The organism is Janthinobacterium sp. (assembly GCF_031995485.1).
GTDB lineage: Bacteria > Pseudomonadota > Gammaproteobacteria > Burkholderiales > Burkholderiaceae_D > Janthinobacterium.
The window spans coordinates 17,230-40,227 of sequence record NZ_DAMAGB010000050.1; the positions used below are offsets into that span (position 1 = coordinate 17,230).

Here is a 22,998-nt window from a genome sequence, read left to right on the forward strand (position 1 = left end):
CGGATTGGCTTTTTTCCAGGCGCGCAAGTTGACCGACATCAGCGCGACCCACACCCACGAGCCCACCACCACCAGCACCACGCCCAGGTAGTAAAAGACGCTGCCGATCATCGGCGGATAAAAGGTGTACAGCACCGACGATTTGCCCGAGGCCGTGGTCAGCGCCGCCATCAGCGTGCCGGCGATCACCAGCCAGAAGCCGGCCCAGGCCCAGCGCAGGCCGATCAACGGGCGTTTCAGGGCCAGTTCCGTGATCGCATAGCCGAAGCCCATCGCCACCAGCGTGGGCAGCACATAGCCCATCACAGTGCCGTGTGCGGTAACGGAGCGGTAATAATGTTCGGGATTGTTGACCCAGGGCGAGAGGGGGCTGCGCACGAACATCTGCCATTCGCCAAGCAGGATGGCGGCGAAAAAAGCGATGAAGGCGACCCAGAAATGGGCGAGGACCAGTCGTTTAGCCAGGAACACAGCTCATCCTTTCTGCCGTTTTTGCCCGCGCATAGAATTCGTCGGAAGGAATCACCTGGAACCTGGCCCACATGGCCTCGTGCCCGGTGCCGCAATATTCGTGGCAGGGCATCAGCTGCTCGCCCGCCTTCGGAAAGGTGGTGGTAAAGGTGGAGACAAAACCCGGAATCAGCATCGTGTTGGCATTGGTGCGGCCGACCACGAAGCCGTGGATGGCGTCGCTGCTGGTGCCGCGAAACGTGACAGGCACGCCGGCCGGCACCACGATGCACTGCGGCGCGAACGAATACTGCTGGCCGATCACGCGCACCACCACGCGGCCGTCTTTTTCCACCGCCGTGCCCAGGTTGCTCTCGACGAATTCGCCTTTCAGGTGCAAGGTCCTGACGTCGACGGTTTCCACGCGCGACGGCGGCATGGCGGCCCAGTGCAGACCCGTGAAGACCATCACGGCCAGCAGCAGCACGATGATGGCGACGACGATGTACGCCCAGCGCCGTTCGGCCGCCACCGCCACCGCTTCCGACGCATGGTGCAATTCATGTGCGGCAGGTTCATTCATTGCACCGTCCCCCGCGGCAGGTACACCAGCCAGTAAAACAGGAAAAAGATCGCGACCACGATGAAGGTCGCGATGCCCGCCACCGCAAACGCGCCCGAGGGGCCGCGGCTGACGATTTCATCGATGCGTTTGTCCAGTTCTTCGGACTCGTTGTCACCAGGCGTTTGCATGGGCCTCCTTATTCGGGCAAGAGTTTGCGCAGGTCGCTGACCTGGGCGGCGTTGACGGGCGTGCCGCTATTGCCCCAGGCGACACGGATATAGGTGACCACGGCCGCCACCTCGTCGTCATTGAGGATGTGCGAGAACGGCGGCATGCCGTGCGGGCGCGGGTTCTTGTAGGTACCTGGCGGATAGCCGCCATTGAGCACCATGCGGATCGGATTGACGGGCGTGGCCATGGTGATCGAGCGGTTGCCGGCCAGGATGGGCAACGACGGCGGCTGGCCCTTGCCTTCGGCGCCATGGCACATCGCGCACTGCGCCACATACACCTTGCGCCCGGCCTCCATCACTGCCGGATCGACCAGGCGCGCCTGGCTGGTCGGCGGCGGCGCGTCGTCCTTCTGCGGCAATGCCTTCAGGTAGACGGCCATCGCCTTGGTATCTTCGTCCGTCATGTATTGCAGGCTGTTGTAGACCACTTCGGCCATCGGCCCGTAGACGGTGCCGCGATGCGACACGCCCACCTGCAGCAGATTCGAAATTTCAGAAATCTTCCAGTCGCCCAGGCCCGCTTCGCGGTTCGAAGTCAGCGAGGGCGCATACCAGTTCTGGTTCGGGATCATGCCGCCTTCGAACGCCTTCGATTCGCTCGATCCGCCCAGCGCATTGACGGCCGTGTGGCACATGGCGCAGTGGCCCAGGCCACGCACCAGATACGCGCCACGGTTCCACTCGGCCGATTGCGCCGGGTCGGGCTGGAACTCGCCCTGCTTGAAGTACAGGGTGCGCCAGCCGATCAGCAGTTCGCGGTTATTGAACGGGAAGCGCAGCTCATGCGCGCGGTTGGCCTGCCTGACCGGCGTGACCGACATCAGGTAGGCGAAGATGGCGTCCGAGTCGGCCCGCGTCACCTGCGTGTACGAGGCAAACGGCATGGCCGGATACAGCAAGGTGCCGTCGCGCGAGACGCCCGTGTGCATCATGCGGTAGAACTCGTCGGGCGTCCACAGGCCGATGCCGGTGTCGTCGTCGGGCGTGATATTGGGCACGTACAGGTTGCCGAACGGCGTGGCCATGGCGCGCCCGCCGGCAAACATGGGGCCATTGGGCACCGTGTGGCAGGCCACGCAGTCGCCGGCGCGCGCCAGGTATTCGCCCTTGGTGATCAGCTGCGTGGAGGCACTCGTCTCGCCGCCGCGCACGGCCTTTTTCTGGTTCGGCATATGGCCGGGGCGCAGGAAGTACACGGCTGCCACCGCCAGCAGCGCGAGGACGAACAGGGCAAGCAGGATTTGCAGGCTTTTGCGCATGACGGGCCCCTAGCGCTGGCTGCCGCAGGCCACCGGCATGCGCACAAGGTTGGACGGTTCCGGCGAAGCATGGGCCGGCGGGGTCTGCTGCGCCAGCCACGAGGCGACAGCCGTGACGTCGGTATCGGACAGGCGCGTGGCGATGCGCTTCATGCAGTCCGGATCTGCCGCGCGGCGCTCGCCCACGCGCCAGCGCGTCAGCTGGCCGACGATATAGGTCGAGCGCAGGCCGGCCAGGCCCGGGATGCCCGGCTCCATCCCGGACAGGCTCTTGCCATGACAGGCAATACAGGCGGGGATGCCCTTGGCGCTATCGCCCACGGTGGCCAGCACGCGCCCCCGTTCGGCCATCGCCGCATTGGCCGATGGCTGTTCCGGCGTCTGGAAGGCGGGACGCAGCGAGGCGAAGTGCTGCGCGATTTCCTTCAGATAGGCGTCCGGCAGGTAGGCCACCAGGTAGTTCATCGGCGGATAGCTGCGCGTGCCGTCGCGAAAGCCGACCAGCTGGTTGTACAGGTAGCCGGCCGGTTTGCCGGCAATGCGGGGAAAGTAGCCGTTCGAGGTGCCCTGCCCTTGCTGGCCGTGGCAAGTGACGCAGCCCTGCACGCGCGCTTCGATCGAATCGAGCTTGCTGAAGGCGGGGATGGTGTCGGCAGGCTGTACCGGCTGGCCGCTGGCGGTGGCCGCGCAGAACAGCAGCAAGGCGCCGGCCAGGGATTTCGCGACGGTTGCGACGGTGACGACGTGCGGCATTGGATCACTCTCCCAAGGAAAAGCCAGCCCGTGCAGCGACCATGCGCTGCGCGATGCCATGTATTCAATGTAGCGGAATTTACAATGAAATCGAGTCTAGCACCGTTTGATGCATGCACAGTTGAGCATTGGAAAATTTTCCAATTACTTTACCCAGGTCAAATTTGGAACTTGCGGCAATCCCGGCAGGCGGGAAGAAGATGGCGCTGCCGAGCCTCCCGGCAGCGCGGTATGGCAGCGAATCAGCCGGCGGCGGGATCGAGGTAAAACACGGCATACACTTTCAACGGCGACGTCTCGGTGGCTTTTTCGGAGCGCACCACCGAGCAGTCGTCGGCGGCCAGGCTGCGCCAGTTCTGGATGCCGGCCTTGGCGAACATGGCGTGCGCCGGGGCGTTGGCGGCCAGGTCCAGCACCAGGCAGGCGTTGCGCGGGCCGGCGCCGTAGTTGACGGCGCGGATTTCGATGCCGAAGGTGGTCATCCATGGTTCCCACAGGCCTTTTTCCTTGCCGGCGGCGATACGCTCCAGCATCTCGCCGAACGTCAAACCTTTCTTGACGGTGTCGCGCAGCGCCTGCAGCGACGGCGCCAGGCGCGGGTCGGGCTGCTTGTTGCCGGCGCGGATCTCGGCGATCGCTTTCAGTTCCTTGATGATGGCCGCGTCGCGTTCGGTGTAGTCGCGCATGCGCGCATAGAATTCGGCGTCCAGGAAGGGATTGACGGTCAGCTTGGCAACGCCCTCTTCGCGGCGTTTCGGGGAAGGCGTGTTGGTTTTGGTCATGGCGATGAGGGCTAGGATACAGGGAGGGCCGCCAGTGTACCATCTTGCGGCCCCGCCAACACCATCAAACCGCGGCGCAAGAGCGCGGCGGCGCCGTCGATTCGCGCACCACCAGTTCGGGTTTGAGGCGCACATCGACCACCGAGGAGCCGGGCGCATCGATGGTTTGCAGGATCAGCCGCGCCGCTTCGGCGCCGATGCCGTGGTGGCGGATGCGGATGGTGGTCAATGGCGGGCGGATCAGGTCCATATACGGCATGTCGTTGTGGCCGACCACGGAAATGTCTTCCGGGCAGTTCAGGCCCAGTTCGCGGATCGCGTCATAGCAGCCGATGGCCACCAGGTCGCTGCCGGTAACCACGGCCGTGGTCTGCGGCGACTGGCGCAGCAGTTCGAGCAGCGCCGCCTTGCCGCATTCGCGCGAATAGCCGCTGCTCTCGAACACGAAGGCCTGCGAGGCGTCGAGTTCGCTTGCCTCGATGGCGGCCAGGAAACCCGTGCGGCGCACATGGCCGGTGGACAGGTTTTCCGGACCGGCGATATGCGCGATATGGCGGTGCCCCAGCGCCAGCAGGTGGCCGACGGCCAGGCGCATGCCGACCACGTCGTCGCTGACCACGCAGGAGGCGACACCGGTCTCGTCGCTGCGGTTGACGGTGACTACCGGCACGTTCTGGGCCATGCACATCTTGATCACCGGGTCGTCGCGGCGCGCGGTGGCCAGGATCAGGCCATCGACCTGCTGGCCCAGCAGGCGGTTGATGACGAACAATTGCTCTTCCTCGTCGGCGCCGACATTGGCGACGATGGACAGGTAGCCGTGCTTGCGCAGGCCTTCCTCGATGCCCAGCAGGATGGGCGGGAACACGGCGTTGGTAATGTCGGGCAGCACCACGCCGATCACGCGCGATTTTCTCGTGACCAGGGTCGAAGCGGCGCGGTTCGGGCGGTAGCCGAGGCGGGCCGCTTCGGCCAGCACGCGCTTGGCGACCTCGGCGCTGACCTTTTGCCGCGTCTCCGGGTTCATCACGCGCGACACGGTGGAAAAGTGCACGCCGGTGGCCCGCGCAACGTCGCTTAAGGTGGGGTTCTTGTTTGTCATGGGTTTTCCGGATGCAATAACGTGATTTTATCGCACAAACGGCGTGTGCCGTGAAAAACCGAGCAAACGCTTGCATACGCTTCCGCCCTTGCCTCAAAGCGCTTTTCATGGAAATGTCACAAATAGAGCCTTGACAGCGTGCAAACGCTTGCATACCATGGTCCGGACTTACCACTCGGGCCTTTTTCGCCCCTCCAAGAATTCTTATGTCTACCGCCCAAAGCAAGCACGCCGAACAAAACGGCGAAGCCTTCAACCTGAAAGAAGCCGCCCTCGCCTATCACGCTGAACCCCGCGCCGGCAAGATTTCCGTCACGCCGACCAAACCGCTGGGCGACGCCCGCGCCCTGACCCTGGCGTATTCGCCGGGCGTGGCGTTTGCCTGCGAAGCCATCGTGGAAGATCCGGCCTCGGCCGGCACCTACACCTCGCGCAGCAACCTGGTGGCCGTGATCACCAACGGCACCGCCGTGCTGGGCCTGGGCGATATCGGCCCGCTGGCCAGCAAGCCGGTGATGGAAGGCAAGGCCTGCCTGTTCAAGCAGTTCGCCGACGTCGACGTGTTCGACATCGAACTGGCCGAGAACGACCCGGACCTGTTCATCGACACGGTGGTGCGCATGGAGCCGACCTTCGGCGGCATCAACCTGGAAGACATCAAGGCGCCGGACTGCTTCTATATCGAGCAGCAGCTGCGCAAGCGCATGAAGATTCCCGTCTTCCATGACGACCAGCATGGCACCGCCATCATCGTCGCGGCCGGCATCCTGAACGGCCTGGAACTGGTCGGCAAGGAGATCGGCAGCGTCAAGATGGCCGTCTCGGGCGCCGGCGCGGCCTCGATCGCCTGCCTGGACCTGCTGGTCTCGCTGGGCCTGAACAAATCCCTGCTGAAGGTATGCGACAGCCAGGGCGTGATCTACCCGGGCCGCGACGCCAGCATGGAAGAGAACAAGGCGCGCTACGCGAACGACACCAGCGACCGCGACCTGGCCGACGCCATGGTCGGCGCCGACATTTTCATCGGCGTCTCCAAGGGTGGCGTGGTCAGCGCGCAGATGGTCGAATCGATGGCCGCCAAGCCCCTGATCTTCGCGCTGGCCAATCCGCATCCGGAAATCGCGCCGGAAAAAGTGCACGCCGTGCGCGACGACGCCATCGTCGCCACCGGCCGCTCGGATTACCCGAACCAGATCAACAACGTGCTGTGCTTCCCGTACATCTTCCGTGGCGCGCTGGACGTGGGCGCCACCACCATCAACGAAGAGATGAAGCTGGCCTGCGTGCGCGCGATCGCCGCGCTGGCCAAGGAGCCGCTGCCGGGCCACGAAAGCAGCGCCCTGACGCCGCTGCAGCTGATCCCGTCGCCGTTCGACGAGCGCCTGCGCAGCTGGGTCGCGCCGGCCGTCTCGCAGGCGGCGATCGATACCGGGGTGGCCACGCGCGCGCCAAAAACGGCTGCATAGGCCAGCCGACGCGGCGCGTTACCATTTCTTACAAAAAAGAACCACGGTGAAAACCGTGGTTTTTTTCATTGCTCCCTCGGAAAACCGTGACATCACGAGGTTTTTTTAAAATTCCAGGCGATTGCTCCCGCATGGCGATCGACTACAATGGCGCCTACTTTCTGTTGCCACAGTCATCATCTTTGACCGGCATGATCAAGGACTCGCAATGCTACGTTTGACCTCTGTATGTGTGTTTCTCTTTTCGGCATTGGCGCTGGCGTTCAACAGCGGATATTCCCTGGCTGCCGTCCTGCTGCTGCTGGCAAGCATATCGCTGCTGTGGACGCGCCCGCGCATCGGCCTGCAGCGGGCCGACTATCTGCTGATGGGTACGCTTTTTGTGTATTTCTTCATTTACACGGCCAACATGTTCCTGCACAGCGACCCCGGGCGCGAATACGACATGCCATCGCGCGCCCTGCTGGCGATCCCCGTGATGCTGCTGTTGCGCGCCTACCCGCCGCGTCCCGCCGCATGGTGGAGTGGCGTGGCCGTCGGCGCCATGGCCGGTGCGGCACTGGCCTTTACCCAGTTTTTCACCGATGGCGTGGCGCGCCCGCATGCGGCCACCAGCAACGCCATCCACTATGGCAACGTCAGCATGCTGCTCGGCATGCTTTCACTCTGCGGCGTGGCATGGGCACGCCATCAGTCCAGGCACGCGGCATGGACTGCGCTGATGGTGGCAGGCTGCCTGGCAGGCGTTGCCGGTTCGATCATCAGCGGCAGCCGCGGCGGCTGGCTGGCGCTGCCGATCTGCATCATCATCCTGGCCGTGCACTACTCGCGGCAACATGGCAAGCGCTACCTGTTGAGCGCCCTGGCAATCCTGGCGGTACTGGTCACCATGGCGTATGTCGTGCCCAGCTCGCCCGTACGCGAACGCACGATCGCTGCCATGAATGAACTCAAAAGCTTTGAAACCACCGGCAATATTTACTCATCGGTGGGGCAACGCTTTGAAATGTGGCGCTCTGCCTGGTATATGTCGAGCGAAAACATGCTGGTCGGCATAGGCCGCAGCGGCTACCTGGCTGAAAAACAGGAAATGGCAGCGGAAGGCAAGATGAATGCCGTCGCCCGCGATTTTACCAATGCCCACAATGACTACCTTGATGCCCTGGTCAAGCGCGGACTGATCGGCTTGCTCACCTTGCTGGCGCTTTTTTTGCTGCCGATGAAGCTGTTCATCAACGCGCTGCGCCATGCCGCTCCCCAGGCCCAGCCCATGGCCATGGCCGGCGTCATCCTGCTCACATGTTACATGACCTTCGGGCTGACGACCACGTCACTGACCTTGAATATCGGTATTGTCATGCTGATTTTCCCGATGGTCATGCTGTGGAGCCTGCTGCAGGATCAGCAGCGCCGTCAATCATGATCAAAGATTGAGCGGAACAACCGTCTCGTGGTATTGTCGCGTCGGAAGAACGGAAACCGGTAGTCACCCCGGGCAGCCTGGCCCCGGGAGACTGACAAGCCGGCGACGCCTGGCGTTTCCCGACACATGGTGCCACACCGCCGACTCAATACCTCACTCCGTACCATACATGACGCCTTTGATTCCTGCGACACTGCTTCAACAATCCGACAAGATCCTCTTCATCGCCCACCTGGCGCTGGGAGACTACACCTACATGCAAAACGGCTTTCGCGCCTTTGCCGCCGCCTATCCGCACCTGAAGATCCACCTGTGGATCGATGAAGTGCGGCGCACCGACGATGCCGCGCAATGGGAAAACCTGCGCACGTATTCGCTGTATGACTGGGTCGAGCAATCGGGGCTGTTCGCCAGGGTGTACCGCAAGACCTACAGCCCGGCGCTATACCAGGAGTCGCTGCGCGAGGCGCAGGCCGAGCACTATCCGGTGGTGGTGTCGCTGGCGCACATCCGCCCGCAACGCTATGCCAGCCTGGCGCGCGAGATCAGCCCGGACGGCCTGGTGATCGGCATGCGCAAGCCTGTCACGCCGCTGCGCCCGCTGCACTATTTTGCCTACCGCAAGCTCGACGCCCTGCTCACGCCGTACGCGGGCCAGGATGCGGGCGAGCACCATATCAGCGCCGTCTACGCGGACTGGTTCCGCCAATTGACGGGACTGGAAATTCCGATGGCCGAGCGCTATCCGTATGTGCACCTGCCCGAGCAAGCCTTGCAACAGGCGCAGCAGCAGCTGGCTGCATGGGGCTTCGATACGCGCCAGGGCCCGCTGATACTGCTCAATCCGTTTGCCAAGTCGCACAAGCGCGGCTGGCCCCTGGAACGCATCACCGAGCTGGTCACGCGCATGCAGCAGCAGCCCAAATGGGCGGACGCCTGCTTCCTGATCAATGCCATGCCGCACGACCTGGCCAAGGTCAATGCCATCGTGGCTGGCGCCGGCCTGGCGCGCACGCAAGCGTTCAGCGCGGTCGACAATTTCTTCCAGCTGCCGGCCATGCTGGCGCAATGCGACCTGATCATTTCGGTGGAGACCTCGATCATGCATCTGGCGAACGCCGTGCATGTGCCGGTGGTGGCGCTGATGCGCAAGAAAAATCCCGAATGGGCACCGTTCGACGGCGCCAACAGCACCGTGCTGACGGTCGCCAGACGCAACGACTGGGTCGAGGCAATCAGCGTCGAGCGGGTGCTGCAGGCGATCGCCTGAAGCGGGGTCAAGCCTGGTCGGCCAGCATGCTGATACGCACCAGGTCGGCCACATTGTCGACGCCCAGCTTGTCCATCAGGCGCGCCTTGTGCACTTCCACGGTGCGCACGGAAATCCCCAGCGCGGGCCCGATATCGCGGTTGTGGCGGCCCGTCACCACCAGCTGCATCACCTCGCGCTCGCGCGGAGTCAGCGCACCCAGCAAGTTCAAGCCTTCCTGCTGGCGCCGCAATTGGCCGCGCACGGCTGCCTCGCGTGAAAACGCTTCCTCGATGGCCGCCAGCAGCTTGTCGTGGTCGAACGGTTTTTCCAGGAAGTCGCTGGCCTGGGCCTTGAAAGCCTGGCGCGCCAGATTGACGTCGCCATGGCCGGTGACGATAATGACGGGCAGCAGGCAGTCGAGCTCCTGCAGGCGGCGCTGCAGCGACAGGCCATCCATGCCGGACATGCGGATATCGAGCAGCAAGCAGCCGGCCCAGGCACGCTGCCAGCCCTGCAGGAAATCCTCGGCGCACGAGAACAGCGCCGTGCGGTAGCCGCGCACGCCCAGCAGCAAACCGAGCGCGTCGCGCACGGCCGGGTCGTCATCGACGATAAATACGGTCAGATTATTTGTCATCCATCTCTCCTGGCATGGCTGCCCCGGCACGCGCCAGCGGCAAGATAAAGCGGAAAATACCGTGGCTGGCGACCTCGGCCCACAGCTGGCCGCCATGCGCTTCGACGATGCTGCGGCTCAGCACCAGTCCCAGCCCCAGGCCGCTTGCCTTGGTCGACACGAACGGTTCGAACAGGCGCGCGGCCAGGCTGCTGGAAATGCCGGGGCCGCTGTCTTCCACCGACAGGCGCAGGCGCTCGCCGTCGAGCCGCTCGGCGGTGACCGTGATGCGGCGCCGGCTGCGCGGCTGGCCCAGCACCGCATCCTGGGCATTGGCCAGCAGATTGCGCAGCACCAGCTCGATTTGCAGGCGGTCGGCATTGACGGCCAGCGGCAGCGGCGGCGGCAGCGCCAGCTCGATGCCGTGTTCGTGGAACAGCGGCGTGAACTGGCGCGCGATATGGGCCACCAGATTGCTCGCCTGCACCGCTTCAAGCTGCATCGCGCCGGTGCGGAAAAAGTCGCGCAGGCGACGTACCACCTCGGCCGCGCGGCCCGATTCGACGATCATGTGGCCGATGGCGTTTTGCAGCAATGGGCCGCTTTCTCCCCGTTCGAGCAGATATTCGCAGGCCTTGCCATAGGTCGACAGCGCGGTCAGCGGCTGGTTCAGCTCATGCGCCATGGCGGCGGCCATTTCGCCGGCGGCCGCCAGGCGCATCGTCTGCTTGAGCTCATGCGAGACCTGGCGCACCTCGTCGACCACGATGCCGATGAAAAAGCCGACCAGCGCCAGCATGGCGTCGAGCAGCTGCAACTCGTAGAACTGGATATTGACCGCATGCGACCATTTCACCAGGGTGATGATGCACAGCTGCAAGGCGAACACGGCCAGCACGGCGCCATACAGGCCCTGGCGCGAGGCGGCCCAGATGACGGGCAGGAACAGGAAATAGAAGTGCTTGTATTCGCAGCGCATGATGGAGCCGAACACGCTCCACAGCACGAACGCGGCCAGCGCCAGGTAGCCCAGGGTTTCCCAGCGCCACACGGCGTGGCGCAGGCGTTCGCGGCCGCGCTCGCTGACCAGCACCCAGATCAGCGGCATCGATACCAGGATGCCCACCGTGTCGCCGATACCGAAACGCAGCAGCGCCGTGCCCCATTCACCGGCCGGAATGCGTCCCGTCAGCGACAGCAGCGACATGTAGCCGAGCGCATTGAACAGGGTGCCGGCCAGCACGATGCCGGCCCAGGCCAGCAGGCGGCGCCGGTTGTCGAACATGCCGCTGCTGCTGAAACGGCGGCGCAGCGCGGCGCCGATGGTGCCGTACCCGAGCACCAGCCAGGCCGAACACAGTACCGTCAGGGGCAGGCCGGCCGGCATGCCGCGCACCAGCACCTCGGCACTGAGCAGGGCAATAAACCACGGCAGCGCCGCCTTGCGGCCATGGATCAGCCAGAACACCAGGCCCAGCGCCGGGTCCGGATTCCACGGCGTGATGTTCAGCCCATACATGGGATCGATATAGGTCGCCCAGTCAAACAGCAGGTACAGACCGACAAAGGCGGGATAGTGCAGATAACGGAACAGGGATGGGCGCATAACGGTGTTTTTTTGGCGTACCGCATTATGCATCGCGGCCACGCAACGCGCCATTGCTGTTGCATTTCACTTACAATTCATTCAATTCATGCAACAGTAAAAGCGTTGTGCCAGTGCTAGGCCAGCGGCAGGCACACTTCCACCAGCAAACCCTGGCCGCCATTGCCACGATGCAGCGCGATCGTCCCGCCATGCTGGGCCACTACCGAGGCGACGATGGACAGCCCCAGGCCGCTGCCAGCCTGTGCCTGCTGCGGCGCGCGGAAAAAACGGTCGAACACGCGCGCCTGCAGGTCCGGCGCGATACCGGGTCCCTGGTCGGCCACATGCAGCACGGCATGCCGGCCCTGCGCATGCAGCGACACCGTCACGCTGGCGCCGCGCGGGCTGTACTTGATGGCGTTTTCCACCAGGTTGTCGATCAGCGACACCAGGCTCTCGCGCTGGCCCGGCACGCACAGGGACGCGACGGCGTGCAGCTCCAGCTCGACGCCGCCGGCCTGCGCCAGACAGGCCAGCGCCGCCAGCCGGTCCTGCAGCAGCATGTCGAGCGCCTGCGGCGTGGGCTGCTCGCCGGCGCCCGCCTGCACCTCGCTGCGCGTCAGGCGCAGCAGCTGCCCCACCAGCCGCGCCGCGCGGTTATTGCTGTTCAGGATACCGTCGAGCAATTCCTGCTGGCGCGGCTCGCGCGCCTGGACCTGCAAGGCTTCCACATTGATGCGCATGGCCGCCAGCGGCGTGCGCAGCTCGTGCGTGGCGTCGGCAATAAAGCTGCGCTCGCGCGCCGCGCTGGCGTCGACCCGCTGCAGCAGGGCATTGATATTGTCGACCAGCGCCGCCAGTTCGCCATGCGGCGGCTTGAACGCGAGCGGGCGCAGGTCGCGCGGGCCGCGCGCGGCCACTTCCTGCGCCACCTTGCGCCACGGCCGCATCGCCAGGCGAATCGACAGCCAGGCCGGCAGCAGCAGGAATGGCAGGCTGATCAGCAAGGGCAGCAGATAATAGCCGCGTGAATTGATGCTCACGAAAAACTGCCAGGCGCCGCCCGTCTCCAGCACCGTCACGCGCGTGCCGCCCTCGACCAGCGTGCGCGTGCGCCAGGCATGGCCCTTGATGTAGACGATCTCGCGCTCGGCCGGCCCGGCGCTGCGGATGCCGTCGGGCGCGGCGGGCGAACGGTAGACCAGCTGGCCGTCGTGCCAGACCAGCATGCGCGGTGCCAGCTCCGGCACCTGGCCTTCTTCGAATTCTTCACGCAAGGCGTCATCGATGGCGCGCAGGCTCTGCTGCTGGCGCTGCGGATGGCCGGCCAGGTTGTCGGTCACGCTGACAATGGCGTGCAGGGTGCCACGGCTGACATTGCTCGCCTCGTCCGCACCTTCGATCAGCACGAAAGCCACCGCCATGCTCCACAGTACGGACAGCATCAGCATCTGCGCCATCATCAGGCGGCGCACCAGCGTGGGTCGGCGCACCACGTCCCACCAGCGGCGCATCATGCCGGCTCTGCCTGCTGGTCGATCACATAGCCCACGCCGCGCACGGTACGGATATAGCCCTCGCCGATCTTGCGGCGCAAATTGCCCATGTGTACGTCCAGCGTATTGCTGGCATTGGCCAGGCCACCGGGCAGGATATGTTCTTCCAGCACGCGGCGCGTGATGACGCGGTTGGCGCGCATCAGCAGGGTTTTCAGCAAGGCGTATTCGCTGGCCGTCAGCTCGACCGGGCGGCCCTGCACGCTGACGCGGCGCGTCGGCACCTGCAGCAGCAGGCCGCGCAGTTCGATGGTGTCGCCATCGAAGCCATAGCTGCGGCGCACCAGGGCCCGCACGCGCGACAGCAGTTCGGCCAGCACGAAGGGCTTGACCAGGTAATCGTCGGCGCCGCCATCGAGGCCGCGCAGGCGCTGCTCGAGCGTATCGCGCGCGCTCAGGATCAGCACCGGCAGGCGCGCCGCGCGCAGCCTGGCCAGCAAGTCGATGCCGTCGCCGTCGGGCAGGCCCAGGTCGAGCAGCACCAGCTCGCAGCTGTCGTGGTCGAGGCTGCGCGCCGCGTCGTCCAGCGTGCGCACCCAGACCACCTGCATGCCCTGGTCGCGCAGGGCGATGCGCACGCCGTTGCCCAGGTCCATGTCGTCTTCTATCAGCAGTATCTTCATGCACGGTATTAGACCATTGCAAGCTGAAGAACAGGTAAAGATCGTGTCTTCATGCAATCTTCATGCAAGGCTCAGCTTTCCTTCATGGCCGGCGCGGATACTGCCTGCAGCTTACCGAGCCATACGGGTCTCGGTGCTCCACCTGAAGGACCCACCATGCACCACATCACCCTGGCCGCGCTGGCCCTGCTGTGCCTGCCCCTGTCCGCCATGGCGGCCGATGCCGTTCCCGGGAACGTCCTGACGGTTGGCGCCGGCGTGGCAGCCGGCAGCCGCTATGCCGGCGACGACAAGACTACCGCCCTGCCCCTGCTCTTTCTCGATTACAGCATGGCCAATGGCCTGTTTGCCAGCACCGCGCGCGGCCTCGGCTACGGCGGCCAGCTCGGCCCGTTCAGCTACAGCGCCGCGCTGGGCTATCGCGGCGAGCGCAGCGACCACAAGCGCAAGGGCCTGCGCGGCTTTGGCGGCAGCGACTACCTGAAAGGCATGGGCAAGGTCGAGGGCAACGCCAGCGCCCTGCTGAGTCTGGGGTATGCGCCGCTGCCCGGTGTCCAGCTCACGTTGTCCAGCGATCTGGCGCTGACGCACCGCAAGCACGGCAGCACGCTGCAGCTGGGCGCCAGCGGCCAGGTCTACAGCCGCAACGACAGCCGCGGCGCGCCGCAGGACACCGTCGTGCTGGGCGTGCAAACCAGCTGGGGCGAGCAGAAATACCTGCAGACCATGTATGGCGTCACGACCGCCCAAGCCGCGCGCACGGCGTTCCGGCCCTACACGCCCAAGGGCGGCTTTTACGAGGCGCAAGCTTCCGTCAGCTGGGAGCACCGTATCGATGCGCGCTGGGGCGTCAACACCATGCTGGGCGTGCAGCGCCGGCTCGGCGACGCGGCAGACAGCCCCATCGTGCAGCGCAAGAACGCGCCCGTCGGCGCCGTCTACCTCACCTACCGCTACTGAAAGAACAGCGTCATCAGGGAAACCCGTACGCCATTTCGCCAATTTACACGCCGGATGGCGGTGGCTAAGATGGCGCGGTTTTCCCTGTCCTTCAGCCTCATCATCCCCCGCCATGACCGCGCCCCAGACAGCGCCGCGGTCGCCAGGAAACCGGGCAGGAAAAGCTCCAGCAGCACCGGCGCCCGCCTGACGCGGCGCCTGTCCTCGTCTTTTCACTTCCATCATGGACTGCCTATGACACACGCCATTACCCTGCATGCGGGCCTGAGCAATATGCGCCCTGGCTTTGCGCGCCTGCGCGAACTGTTCAAGCTGAAACTGCGGGCGCGCCTGCAACAGCGGCCGACGGATACCTGGCTGCAGCTGCTCAATTCCCACCCTGCCTTCCGCGAACTGCTGCAGGCCTATCCGCGCATGATGCACAAGGTCTACCGCCACTACCTGAGCAAGAGCCTGACCTGCCGCCAGCGCGTCGATCTGCTGGCCGACCACTACCGTTTTATCCTGCAGCAGGGCTGGGGCAAGCTGATGGTGCAGGCCGCACATGGCGAAGTCTTGCTGTGCTCACTGCCAGGCAAGTCCGGCGTGCTGTATCACCTGCACCTGTCATCGCTGTTCCGCATGGACCGCGAAGGCGAGATGGTGCTGCAGCTGTCGCATGGCGACGACCTGATCTACACGGTGGTGTTCTCCTTCTTCGGCTGCCGCACGCGCGCGCCGATGGACACGGGCGTGCGCATCGGCTGCATCCAGGGCCCGAAGGGCGCGCAAGGCCTGCGCCGCGTGCGCGACGTGACGCGCGACCTGCATGGCCTGCGTCCCAAGTTCCTGATGATACGGCTGGTGCGCCAGCTGGCCTGGGAGCATGGTTTCCGCAAGATGATTATGGTAGGCAACAAGAACCGCGCCGTGCATTACCTGGCGAAAAAGAAGGGCCTGCTGCTGGCCGACTATAACGCCACCTGGCAGGAACTGGGCGCAGTGGCGCGCCGCGATGGCGATTTTGAATTGCCATGTGAAAACCTGCCGCCCCCCGTGCTGGAAGAGATCGCGTCGAAAAAACGCTCGGAAGCGCGCAAGCGCCATGAGCTGACGCTGGCCATGATCGCCAGCCTGCGCGACGGCCTCGCGGCGCAGGCCAGCCCGGTTCATGTGGCGCCGCCCGGCACCGCCCAGGCCGCCAATGACACCGGCCACCGGATCGCTGCGCGCGCCGCTGTCGCCTGAACTAATTCACTGCAAGCCCGACGCCCAGACCCTGCGCCTGCCTGCCATGCCCATCCTGTCCACGGCACACAGACAAAAAGCAGCGGTTTGCCATTCCTGTTACGCTAGCATGATCGGTTTGCACACCGGGTGCGCCGTTTTCCCCTAACGCTTACAAGGAGGCAACTCATGCGCGTAGATATCTACCGTCGAGCCGAACACGATGGCATTTTTTCCTATATCGCTGTACCAGAGGGAAAGAACATTCCCGAAGAAGCCATCAGCACCGACTGGCAACTGGAAACCCAGGCCACCGAGATCGCCGATGATGCCAAGGCATTGCCCGACTACCATATCGAACAGCCGCTGCAGCAGATCGCAGATAAAGGCTACGCAATTACCAGCCTCAAGGACATGTAAGATCTGATGCAAAGCCAGACCACCACGGTCTGGCTTTTTTGCATTGCGGGACAGAACCCGCGCAATCAGTACTCCACTTCCACCTCTTTCGCGCCCAGCTGCTGTACCAGCGCGGTCTGCAATTCGTCCGATGGGGCGACCCTCCAGCCGTCACCAAACTGCACCACGCAACTGACGCCCTGCGGGCTGACCTTGGCCGCGATCGGCAGTCCATCCTGCGCCCGGTGCGGCATCAGCACGTCGCTGATGCGCTTCATGTCGAGCGTGGTCGGCAGAATCAGGTTCAGCTGGCGCCCATACTGCACCCGCGCCGAAATGATGTCGAAGGCGTTTTCGGCCGTGATGCGCAGGCCACCCGAGAAACGGTCTTCCGAGACCTTGCCGACCACGGCCAGGAACTCGTCTTCCTTGAAGATTTTCTTGTTCTGCTCGAACAATTCGCTGTACACCGTCACTTCCACCGTGCCGCTCTTGTCGTCGAGCGTGACGATAATGATCTTGCCGCGCTGCGTCATCTGCGTGCGCAGGCCCGTGATCACGCCGGCCATCATGCGCGGTTCGCGCGACGGCGACAGGTCCGACAATTTGGTGCGCGCAAAGCGGCGCGCCTCGGGCGCATACGAATCGAACAGGTGGCCGGACAGGTAGAAGCCCAGCGCGATCTTTTCTTCCGTCAGGCGCTGCTTGTCGGTCCACGGCTGCACCTTGACGTACTCGGGCGGCGCCACCATGTCGCTGTCGTCGCCGCCGAACAGGCTGACCTGGTTGGCCGCCTTGGCCGCCTGGTCGGCGCATTCCATCGCAAACGCCACCGACGCCAGCAAGATCGCGCGGTCGACCTTCAGGCAGTCGAACGCGCCGCTGCGGATCAGGGATTCGATGGTGCGGCGGTTGATCTGTTTCTTGTCGACCCGCTTGCAGAAATCAAACAGGCTCGTAAAAGGTCCGCCGGCCGTGCGCGCGGCGATGATCGCCTCGATCGCGTTCTGTCCCGAGCCCTTGACGGCGCCCAGGCCATAGCGGATCTGCGTGACTTTCTTGCCGCTCACCGATGGCGGCGGGCCGCTCGGCGTGAAGCGGTAATCGGATTCGTTGATATCCGGCGGCAGCAGGGTCAGCTTGCAGATGTCCAGCGAGTCTTCCACCAGGATCTTGATCTTGTCGGTGTCGTCCATCGCCAGCGACAAGTTGGCGGCCATGAAGGCGGCCGTATGGTGCGCTTTCAGGTAGGCCGTGTGGTACGACAGCAGGGCGTAGGCGGCGGCGTGCGATTTGTTGAAACCGTAGCCGGCGAACTTTTCCATCAAGTCGAAGATCTCGTCGGCTTTTTCGGCCGTCAGCCCGTCTTTCGCGGCACCGGCGCGGAAGATCTCGCGGTGCTCGGCCATCTCTTCGGCCTTCTTCTTGCCCATCGCGCGGCGCAGCATGTCGGCGCCGCCCAGCGAGTAGCCGCCGACGATCTGCGCCATCTGCATCACCTGCTCCTGGTACACCATGATGCCGTAGGTTTCGGACAGGATCGACTCGGTGCGCGGATCGGGATAATCAAACCGTTCGCCGTGCTTGCGCTTGCAGAAGTCCGGAATCAGGTCCATCGGGCCCGGACGGTACAAGGCCACCAGCGCGATAATGTCCTCGAAGCGGTCGGGGCGCGCATCTTTCAGCATGCCCTGCATGCCGCGCGACTCGAGCTGGAACACGGCCACGGTCTTGGCCTTGGTCAGCAGGTCGTAGGACGGCTTGTCGTTCAGCGGCAAGGTCGCCAGGTCGAAGTCGGCCTGGGCCGGATCGAGCTGCTTGATATAGCGCACCGCGCGGTCGAGGATGGTCAGCGTGGTCAGGCCCAAAAAGTCGAACTTCACCAGGCCAACGGCCTCCACGTCGTCCTTGTCGTACTGCGACACGACGCCCGAGTCGCCGCCCTGCGTGTACAGCGGGCAAAAATCCGTCAGCTTGCCCGGCGCGATCAAGACGCCCCCCGCGTGCATGCCGATATTGCGGGTGATGCCCTCGACCTGCTGCGCCAGGTCCAGCAGCTGCCTGACCTCTTCCTCGTTTTCCTGGCGCTCCTTGAGCAGCGGCTCCTCTTCGATCGCGTCGGCGATGCTGACCGGCTTGCCCGGCTTGAACGGAATCAGCTTCGAGATGCCGTCGCAGAAGTTATAGCCGAAGTCCATCACGCGGCCCACGTCGCGGATCGCGCCCTTGGCCGCCATGGTACCGAAGGTGGCGATCTGCGAGACCGCCTCCTTGCCGTACAGATCCTTGACGTGCTGGATGACGCGGTCGCGCCCTTCCTGGCAGAAGTCGATATCGAAGTCGGGCATCGAGACGCGTTCGGGATTCAAAAAGCGCTCGAACAGCAGGTTGTACTGCAACGGGTCCAGATCGGTAATCAAGAGCGAATAGGCGACCAGCGAACCGGCGCCCGAACCGCGGCCCGGCCCCACCGGCACGCCGTTTTCCTTGGCCCACTGGATAAACTCGGCCACGATCAGGAAGTAGCCGGGGAACTTCATGTTGCAGATGGTATCGGTCTCGAATTTCAGCCGCGCTTCATAGCGTGGCCGTTCCTTCTCGCGCCGCTCTTCGTTCGGATACAGCTGCAGCAGCCGTTTTTCCAGGCCGGCCTGCGATTCGGCCACCAGGAACTCGTCGATCGTCATGCCCGGCGGCGTGGGGAAATTCGGCAGCTGCGGCTTGCCCAGCGTCAGGGTCAGGTTGCAGCGTTTGGCGATCTCGACCGAATTGGCCAGCGCGGCCGGCAGGTCGGCGAACAGTTCGGCCATCTCGGCCTGCGACATGAAGCGCTGGCTGTCGTTGAAGCGTTTCACGCGCTTGGCGTTGGCCAGCATCTCGCCTTCGGCGATACAGGTGCGTGCCTCGTGGGCGATGAATTCTTCGGGCGAAATGAATTGCACCGGATGCGTGGCCACCACCGGCAAGCCCAGCTTGGACGCCAGCGCCACCGCATGGCGCACCTGCGCTTCCTGGTTGGCCTGGCCGCCGCGCTGGATCTCGATATAAAAATGGCCAGGAAAAATCTGGGACCAGCGCTGGGCGTTGCGTTCTGCCAACGCCAGGTTGCCGTTTTCGATCGCCGTACCGACATCGCCAAAATGCGCGCCGGACAGCACGATCAGGCCATTGGCCGCGCTTTCGCCCGGGTACAGATCGTAGGTATTGGTGGCCAGCGCCTGCAGCCATTCGATGCGCACTTCGGCGCGGCCCTTGTACTGGTTGGTCAGCCAGGCGGTCGACAGCAGTTCGCACAGCTGCAGATAGCCCATGCGGTTCTTCGCCAGCAGCAGCAGGCGCGACGGTTTTTCGCGGTTGTCGTCGTTGGTAATCCACACATCGACCCCGACCACCGGTTTGATGCCCTTGCCGCGCGCGGCCTTGTAGAACTTGACCATGCCGAACAGGTTCGACAGGTCGGTCACGGCCAGCGCCGCCTGCTTGTCCTTGGCCGCAGCACCGACCACGTCGTCGATGCGCACCAGGCCGTCGACGATCGAATACTCGGAGTGCACCCGCAAGTGTACAAATCCCGGGCCTTGCGCTACCGGGCGCGCCACTGCCGGGGTGCCGGCCTCTTGCATTACCATTTCCATCTGTGTGTACCCATCGTGCAAAATTCAATGGGGTCTATTCTACCGCGTCGCGGCCATCGGCCGGGTATCGTGGCTGGCCCGGCAGGCTTATAATATCGGCTGTTCAGTCCAATCCGATCGCCATCATGCACTCCGATATACAAGCTTCCCCCGCCGCCACGCCTGCCATTGCCGCCGGTTCTTTTGTCAATATTGCAGCGTACAAGTTCATCACGCTGGACGATACGGAAGCCATGCGCCCCCTGTACCAGGAACAGTGCCTGGCGCTGTCGCTGAAAGGCACCATCCTGCTGACGCCCGAAGGCATCAACATGTTCCTGTCGGGTACGCGCGCGCATATCGACGCCCTCCTGGCGTGGGTGCGCCTGGACGCCCGCCTGGCGGACCTGGAATGGAAGGAAAGCTTGTCGAACGAGCAATCGCACAAGCGCATGCTGGTGAAACTGAAAAAAGAAATCATCACCATGCGCATGCCCCTGATCAAGCCGGAGCTGGGCCGCGCGCCGTCGGTCGATGCACACACGCTCAAGCGCTGGCTCGATGCCGGCGTCGACGACGCGGGCAAGCCGGTGGTGATGATGGAAACGCGCAATACGTTTGAAGTCGATGTGGGTACCTTCAACAACACGCTGGACTACCGCATCGACAAGTTTACGGAATTTCCGGCGGTGGCCGCCGCGCACAAGGATGAGCTGGAAGGCAAGACCGTGGTGACCTTCTGCACCGGTGGCATCCGCTGCGAAAAAGCCGCCATCCACATGAAGGAAATCGGCTACGACAGCGTGTATCAGCTCGATGGCGGCATCCTGAAATATTTCGAGGAAGTGGGCGGCGAGCATTACACGGGCGACTGCTTCGTGTTCGACTACCGCACCGCGCTGAACCCGAAACTGGAACCGACCGAAACGGTGCAGTGCTTCGTGTGCCGCGCGGTGGTCACGCCGCGCCAGCAGCTGGCGCCCGAATATGTGTATGAGGTGTCCTGCCCGCATTGCCACGGCCGCAAGGACTGACAGGCACTAGATTCTGTCGATCACGGCAATGGCAAGCTGCTGCGCCACCGCCGTCACGGGGAGCGCAGCATTCAACGCGCGCCACATCTGCAGTTGCGACGGTGCCACGGTAACGGTTTTTCCCAGCATGGCCAACGCTGCCACGAGCGGATCGTGTTCTAGCACGTTCAGGCGCCAGCAGGACGGCAGCAGGCGTACCATCGCGTGGGCAGCGGCCGCAGCCTCGCCCTCGTAAGCCGTGACGATGGCTCCCTGCTCATCGGCCAGCACCACGATGGAGGCCGCCCCGCCTGTGTAGCGGTAGACAGCCTGCGCAAACGGCGGCAGCGCCAGATTGTCATCTGGCAACAATTCACTGCCGGGATGGAACGCCTGGGCGCTGGCGCCGGACGCATCGCGCACCCAGCCATACATCCATCGGTCAAGCGTGGCGAAGCCCTGCTTTTCATACACCGCATGCTTGCTGGTCCACAGCGTCAGGCAATCCAGTCCCTGCTCGCCAGCATGGGCAATCGCTGCTGCTATCAGGCGGTTGGCCACGCCCTGGCCCCGATATGACGGCGCCACGCAAACCAGCCCGATCATGCCGACACGCAAGGTTTTTCCTTCCAGCGTGCAGGACAACTCGCGCAGTACCAGCCCGCCGACGGTCATGCCGCCGATGCGTGCCTCGGCAAAGGTGACCGACGGCGATGCGCTCGCCAGCCACGGAAAATGGCGCTCGAGGCTGACGCCGCGCTGCCGGCTCCGGAAAAATACTTCCCATAGCAGGGCCATGAGCGCCGGCGAGCCGGTGGCCGACAGCGTGATGTGCGCCGTGGCGCCCTGCTCATTCACGAACGCCATCCATGTTCACCGCCCACCACTTGCGCATCAACACCACTGCCGCCGACAGGAAGAAGCCCATCAGCAGGCTCAACAGCAGTACGCTGGAGAGACGGATATTGCGCTTTTCCGGCAAGGTCGGGCCGGCAATGAAGCGGGTCTTGCCCAGGTACAGATTGATCGCGCGCTGATTGTCGATGCTGATCATGTTATAGACTTCCTTGACCACTTCATTGTCCAGGTCCTTGCCCTTGAAGACGCTTTCCTTGACCGGCTCCAGGCCACGCAGCAGGGCCTCGCCTGAAAGGTTGCTATCGAGCAGGTTCTTGGCCTTGTCGTAGTATTCGCGCAGCAGCAGATTCTGCGCCTGCTCGCGCTTGAGGCGGATAATCGTTTCGCTGGTGGTCAGCGCCTCCACTTCGCCCGACATCAGGTGGGTTACGGGCGACAGATAGCGGGCGCTGTCTTCGGTCACGGAAATCACCTGGGCGGCCGACTTGTTTGCCGCCTCAGGATAGTTGCTGACGATTTTTTTCAGCACTTCACCCTTGCGGCGATACATCTCCAGGCGCTCGTTCATGGTAATGATGTCGTTATCGAGGCGGGTGACCTTGGACGATATTTCAATATGCTTGAAACGCAGCAGGTCCGAATAATTCGAATAGATGATGCTGTCGATGGTATAACGGCCCAGCAAGCCGACCATGCGCTGGGCATTTGCAGGCGTATCGGCGGCATACGCGATGCGCAAACCGATGACATTGTTGCCGCCATCCTTGGGCTGCTCCATCAGCTCCTTGGCGTCGACCTTGGTAAACGGGAAAATCGGCTCCACCATTTTGTTGATGCCGTCGCCCGTCGCCATCGCCTTGCGCAGGCCACCGATGCCTTCCACGCCTTGCAGCTTGTTGGCCTGCAAAAACGAATCGAAGCGGTCGCTGGTGTTGAAAATGGCCGCATAGCGCTTGTAATCGGCCAGCACGATGCCGGTATTGCCTTCTTTTTTGGGATCGCGCTCCAGCGTTTCCGGCGCTTGCGGAATCGGCCCGCCAAACTGCAGGAAGCCTTCGCTGCGGTATTGCGCGATATACAGTGCGCCGGACACGCCGATAACCACGGCCGCAACCGTGGCGGCGGCGATCCACTTGCGTGCCGCGCGCAGGGCGATCACATAGTCGACGGCGCTGGCGGGGGAGGTAGCTTGCTTTCTGGTCTGGTTCAAATGTTCCATATATTTTTCTTTAGTAAGTAAATGACTGCACGTCGTGGCCGCGAACGGCGCCGGTTCGCGA

Annotated in this window: 20 protein-coding genes and 1 pseudogene; 7 read left to right on the top strand and 14 right to left on the bottom strand. The window is 63.8% G+C overall.

Annotation, left to right across the window (positions count from 1 at the left end; all coding sequences use genetic code 11):
* The 7 genes from RTQ46_RS22595 to RTQ46_RS22625 form a co-directional block, all read right to left on the bottom strand.
* Positions 1-471, bottom strand: a 471-nt coding sequence (locus RTQ46_RS22595) for a cbb3-type cytochrome c oxidase subunit I (RefSeq protein ID WP_312439835.1), incomplete at its 3' end; no start/stop codon positions are given.
* Complete coding sequence (locus RTQ46_RS22600; protein WP_312439836.1) at positions 458-1,033, bottom strand: cytochrome C oxidase subunit II; 576 nt, start codon at positions 1,031-1,033, stop codon at positions 458-460. The genes RTQ46_RS22595 and RTQ46_RS22600, both read right to left, overlap by 14 nt.
* Positions 1,030-1,203 (bottom strand): hypothetical protein, encoded by a 174-nt coding sequence (locus RTQ46_RS22605; RefSeq protein ID WP_312439837.1) that lies wholly within the window; start codon positions 1,201-1,203, stop codon positions 1,030-1,032. The genes RTQ46_RS22600 and RTQ46_RS22605 overlap by 4 nt, the downstream gene beginning before the upstream one ends.
* Before the next feature lie 8 nt (positions 1,204-1,211).
* Positions 1,212-2,507: a cytochrome c gene (locus RTQ46_RS22610; RefSeq protein WP_312439838.1), complete on the bottom strand. Its 1,296-nt coding sequence runs from the start codon at positions 2,505-2,507 to the stop codon at positions 1,212-1,214.
* Positions 2,508-2,516: 9 nt separating this feature from the next.
* Positions 2,517-3,260 carry a c-type cytochrome gene (locus tag RTQ46_RS22615; RefSeq protein ID WP_312439839.1) on the bottom strand — a complete coding sequence of 248 codons (744 nt, stop codon included), beginning with the start codon at positions 3,258-3,260 and terminating at the stop codon, positions 2,517-2,519.
* Between the two features lie 242 nt (positions 3,261-3,502).
* A complete protein-coding gene (locus RTQ46_RS22620) occupies positions 3,503-4,042 on the bottom strand; it encodes a hypothetical protein (protein WP_312439840.1) in 540 nt (179 codons plus the stop codon).
* A gap of 64 nt (positions 4,043-4,106) precedes the next feature.
* Complete coding sequence (locus RTQ46_RS22625) at positions 4,107-5,144, bottom strand: LacI family DNA-binding transcriptional regulator (protein WP_312439841.1); 1,038 nt, start codon at positions 5,142-5,144, stop codon at positions 4,107-4,109.
* A gap of 206 nt (positions 5,145-5,350) precedes the next feature.
* Between RTQ46_RS22625 and RTQ46_RS22630 the strand changes: the two are divergent.
* The 3 genes and pseudogenes from RTQ46_RS22630 to RTQ46_RS22640 all read left to right on the top strand — a co-directional run.
* Positions 5,351-6,589: pseudogene (locus RTQ46_RS22630) on the top strand (malic enzyme-like NAD(P)-binding protein); the annotation flags it as partial.
* Positions 6,590-6,818: 229 nt separating this feature from the next.
* Positions 6,819-8,033, top strand: a complete 1,215-nt coding sequence (locus RTQ46_RS22635) for an O-antigen ligase family protein (protein ID WP_312439842.1) — start codon at positions 6,819-6,821, stop codon at positions 8,031-8,033.
* A gap of 169 nt (positions 8,034-8,202) precedes the next feature.
* Positions 8,203-9,303 (top strand): glycosyltransferase family 9 protein, encoded by a 1,101-nt coding sequence (locus RTQ46_RS22640; protein WP_312439843.1) that lies wholly within the window; start codon positions 8,203-8,205, stop codon positions 9,301-9,303.
* A gap of 7 nt (positions 9,304-9,310) precedes the next feature.
* Here RTQ46_RS22640 and RTQ46_RS22645 read toward each other — a convergent pair whose 3' ends face one another.
* From RTQ46_RS22645 to RTQ46_RS22660, 4 genes are all read right to left on the bottom strand, one after another.
* Positions 9,311-9,922 (bottom strand): response regulator, encoded by a 612-nt coding sequence (locus tag RTQ46_RS22645; RefSeq protein WP_312439844.1) that lies wholly within the window; start codon positions 9,920-9,922, stop codon positions 9,311-9,313.
* Positions 9,912-11,507 (bottom strand): ATP-binding protein, encoded by a 1,596-nt coding sequence (locus RTQ46_RS22650; protein WP_312439845.1) that lies wholly within the window; start codon positions 11,505-11,507, stop codon positions 9,912-9,914. Before RTQ46_RS22650 ends, RTQ46_RS22645 begins: the two co-directional genes overlap by 11 nt.
* Before the next feature lie 116 nt (positions 11,508-11,623).
* Positions 11,624-13,006 carry an ATP-binding protein gene (locus tag RTQ46_RS22655; RefSeq protein ID WP_312439846.1) on the bottom strand — a complete coding sequence of 461 codons (1,383 nt, stop codon included), beginning with the start codon at positions 13,004-13,006 and terminating at the stop codon, positions 11,624-11,626.
* Positions 13,003-13,668: a response regulator gene (locus tag RTQ46_RS22660; protein WP_312439847.1), complete on the bottom strand. Its 666-nt coding sequence runs from the start codon at positions 13,666-13,668 to the stop codon at positions 13,003-13,005. The genes RTQ46_RS22655 and RTQ46_RS22660 overlap by 4 nt, the downstream gene beginning before the upstream one ends.
* Positions 13,669-13,824: 156 nt before the next feature.
* Between RTQ46_RS22660 and RTQ46_RS22665 the strand changes: the two genes are divergently transcribed.
* The 3 genes from RTQ46_RS22665 (at position 13,825) to RTQ46_RS22675 (ending at position 16,254) form a co-directional block, all read left to right on the top strand.
* The gene (locus tag RTQ46_RS22665; RefSeq protein ID WP_312439848.1) at positions 13,825-14,628 is read left to right on the top strand and encodes a MipA/OmpV family protein; all 804 of its coding nucleotides are present in this window, start codon (positions 13,825-13,827) and stop codon (positions 14,626-14,628) included.
* A 234-nt stretch (positions 14,629-14,862) separates the two neighbouring features.
* Positions 14,863-15,855 carry a DUF535 family protein gene (locus RTQ46_RS22670; RefSeq protein ID WP_312439849.1) on the top strand — a complete coding sequence of 331 codons (993 nt, stop codon included), beginning with the start codon at positions 14,863-14,865 and terminating at the stop codon, positions 15,853-15,855.
* Between the two features lie 168 nt (positions 15,856-16,023).
* Entirely contained in the window at positions 16,024-16,254 is a 231-nt protein-coding gene (locus RTQ46_RS22675; protein WP_312439850.1) for a DUF6139 family protein, read from the top strand.
* 65 nt (positions 16,255-16,319) lie between these two features.
* On the opposite strand, the gene dnaE is transcribed toward RTQ46_RS22675, so the two are convergent.
* On the bottom strand, positions 16,320-19,856 hold the full coding sequence (gene dnaE / locus RTQ46_RS22680; RefSeq protein WP_312439851.1) for a DNA polymerase III subunit alpha: 3,537 nt from the start codon (positions 19,854-19,856) through the stop codon (positions 16,320-16,322).
* A 137-nt stretch (positions 19,857-19,993) separates the two neighbouring features.
* Between dnaE and RTQ46_RS22685 the strand changes: the two genes are divergently transcribed.
* A complete protein-coding gene (locus tag RTQ46_RS22685; RefSeq protein ID WP_312439852.1) occupies positions 19,994-20,881 on the top strand; it encodes a sulfurtransferase in 888 nt (295 codons plus the stop codon).
* Positions 20,882-20,887: 6 nt separating this feature from the next.
* Here RTQ46_RS22685 and RTQ46_RS22690 read toward each other — a convergent pair whose 3' ends face one another.
* Both RTQ46_RS22690 and RTQ46_RS22695 read right to left on the bottom strand, forming a co-directional pair.
* On the bottom strand, positions 20,888-21,727 hold the full coding sequence (locus tag RTQ46_RS22690; protein ID WP_312439853.1) for a GNAT family N-acetyltransferase: 840 nt from the start codon (positions 21,725-21,727) through the stop codon (positions 20,888-20,890).
* Positions 21,711-22,937: a lipopolysaccharide biosynthesis protein gene (locus tag RTQ46_RS22695; RefSeq protein ID WP_312439854.1), complete on the bottom strand. Its 1,227-nt coding sequence runs from the start codon at positions 22,935-22,937 to the stop codon at positions 21,711-21,713. Before RTQ46_RS22695 ends, RTQ46_RS22690 begins: the two co-directional genes overlap by 17 nt.
* Positions 22,938-22,998 lie beyond the last annotated feature (61 nt).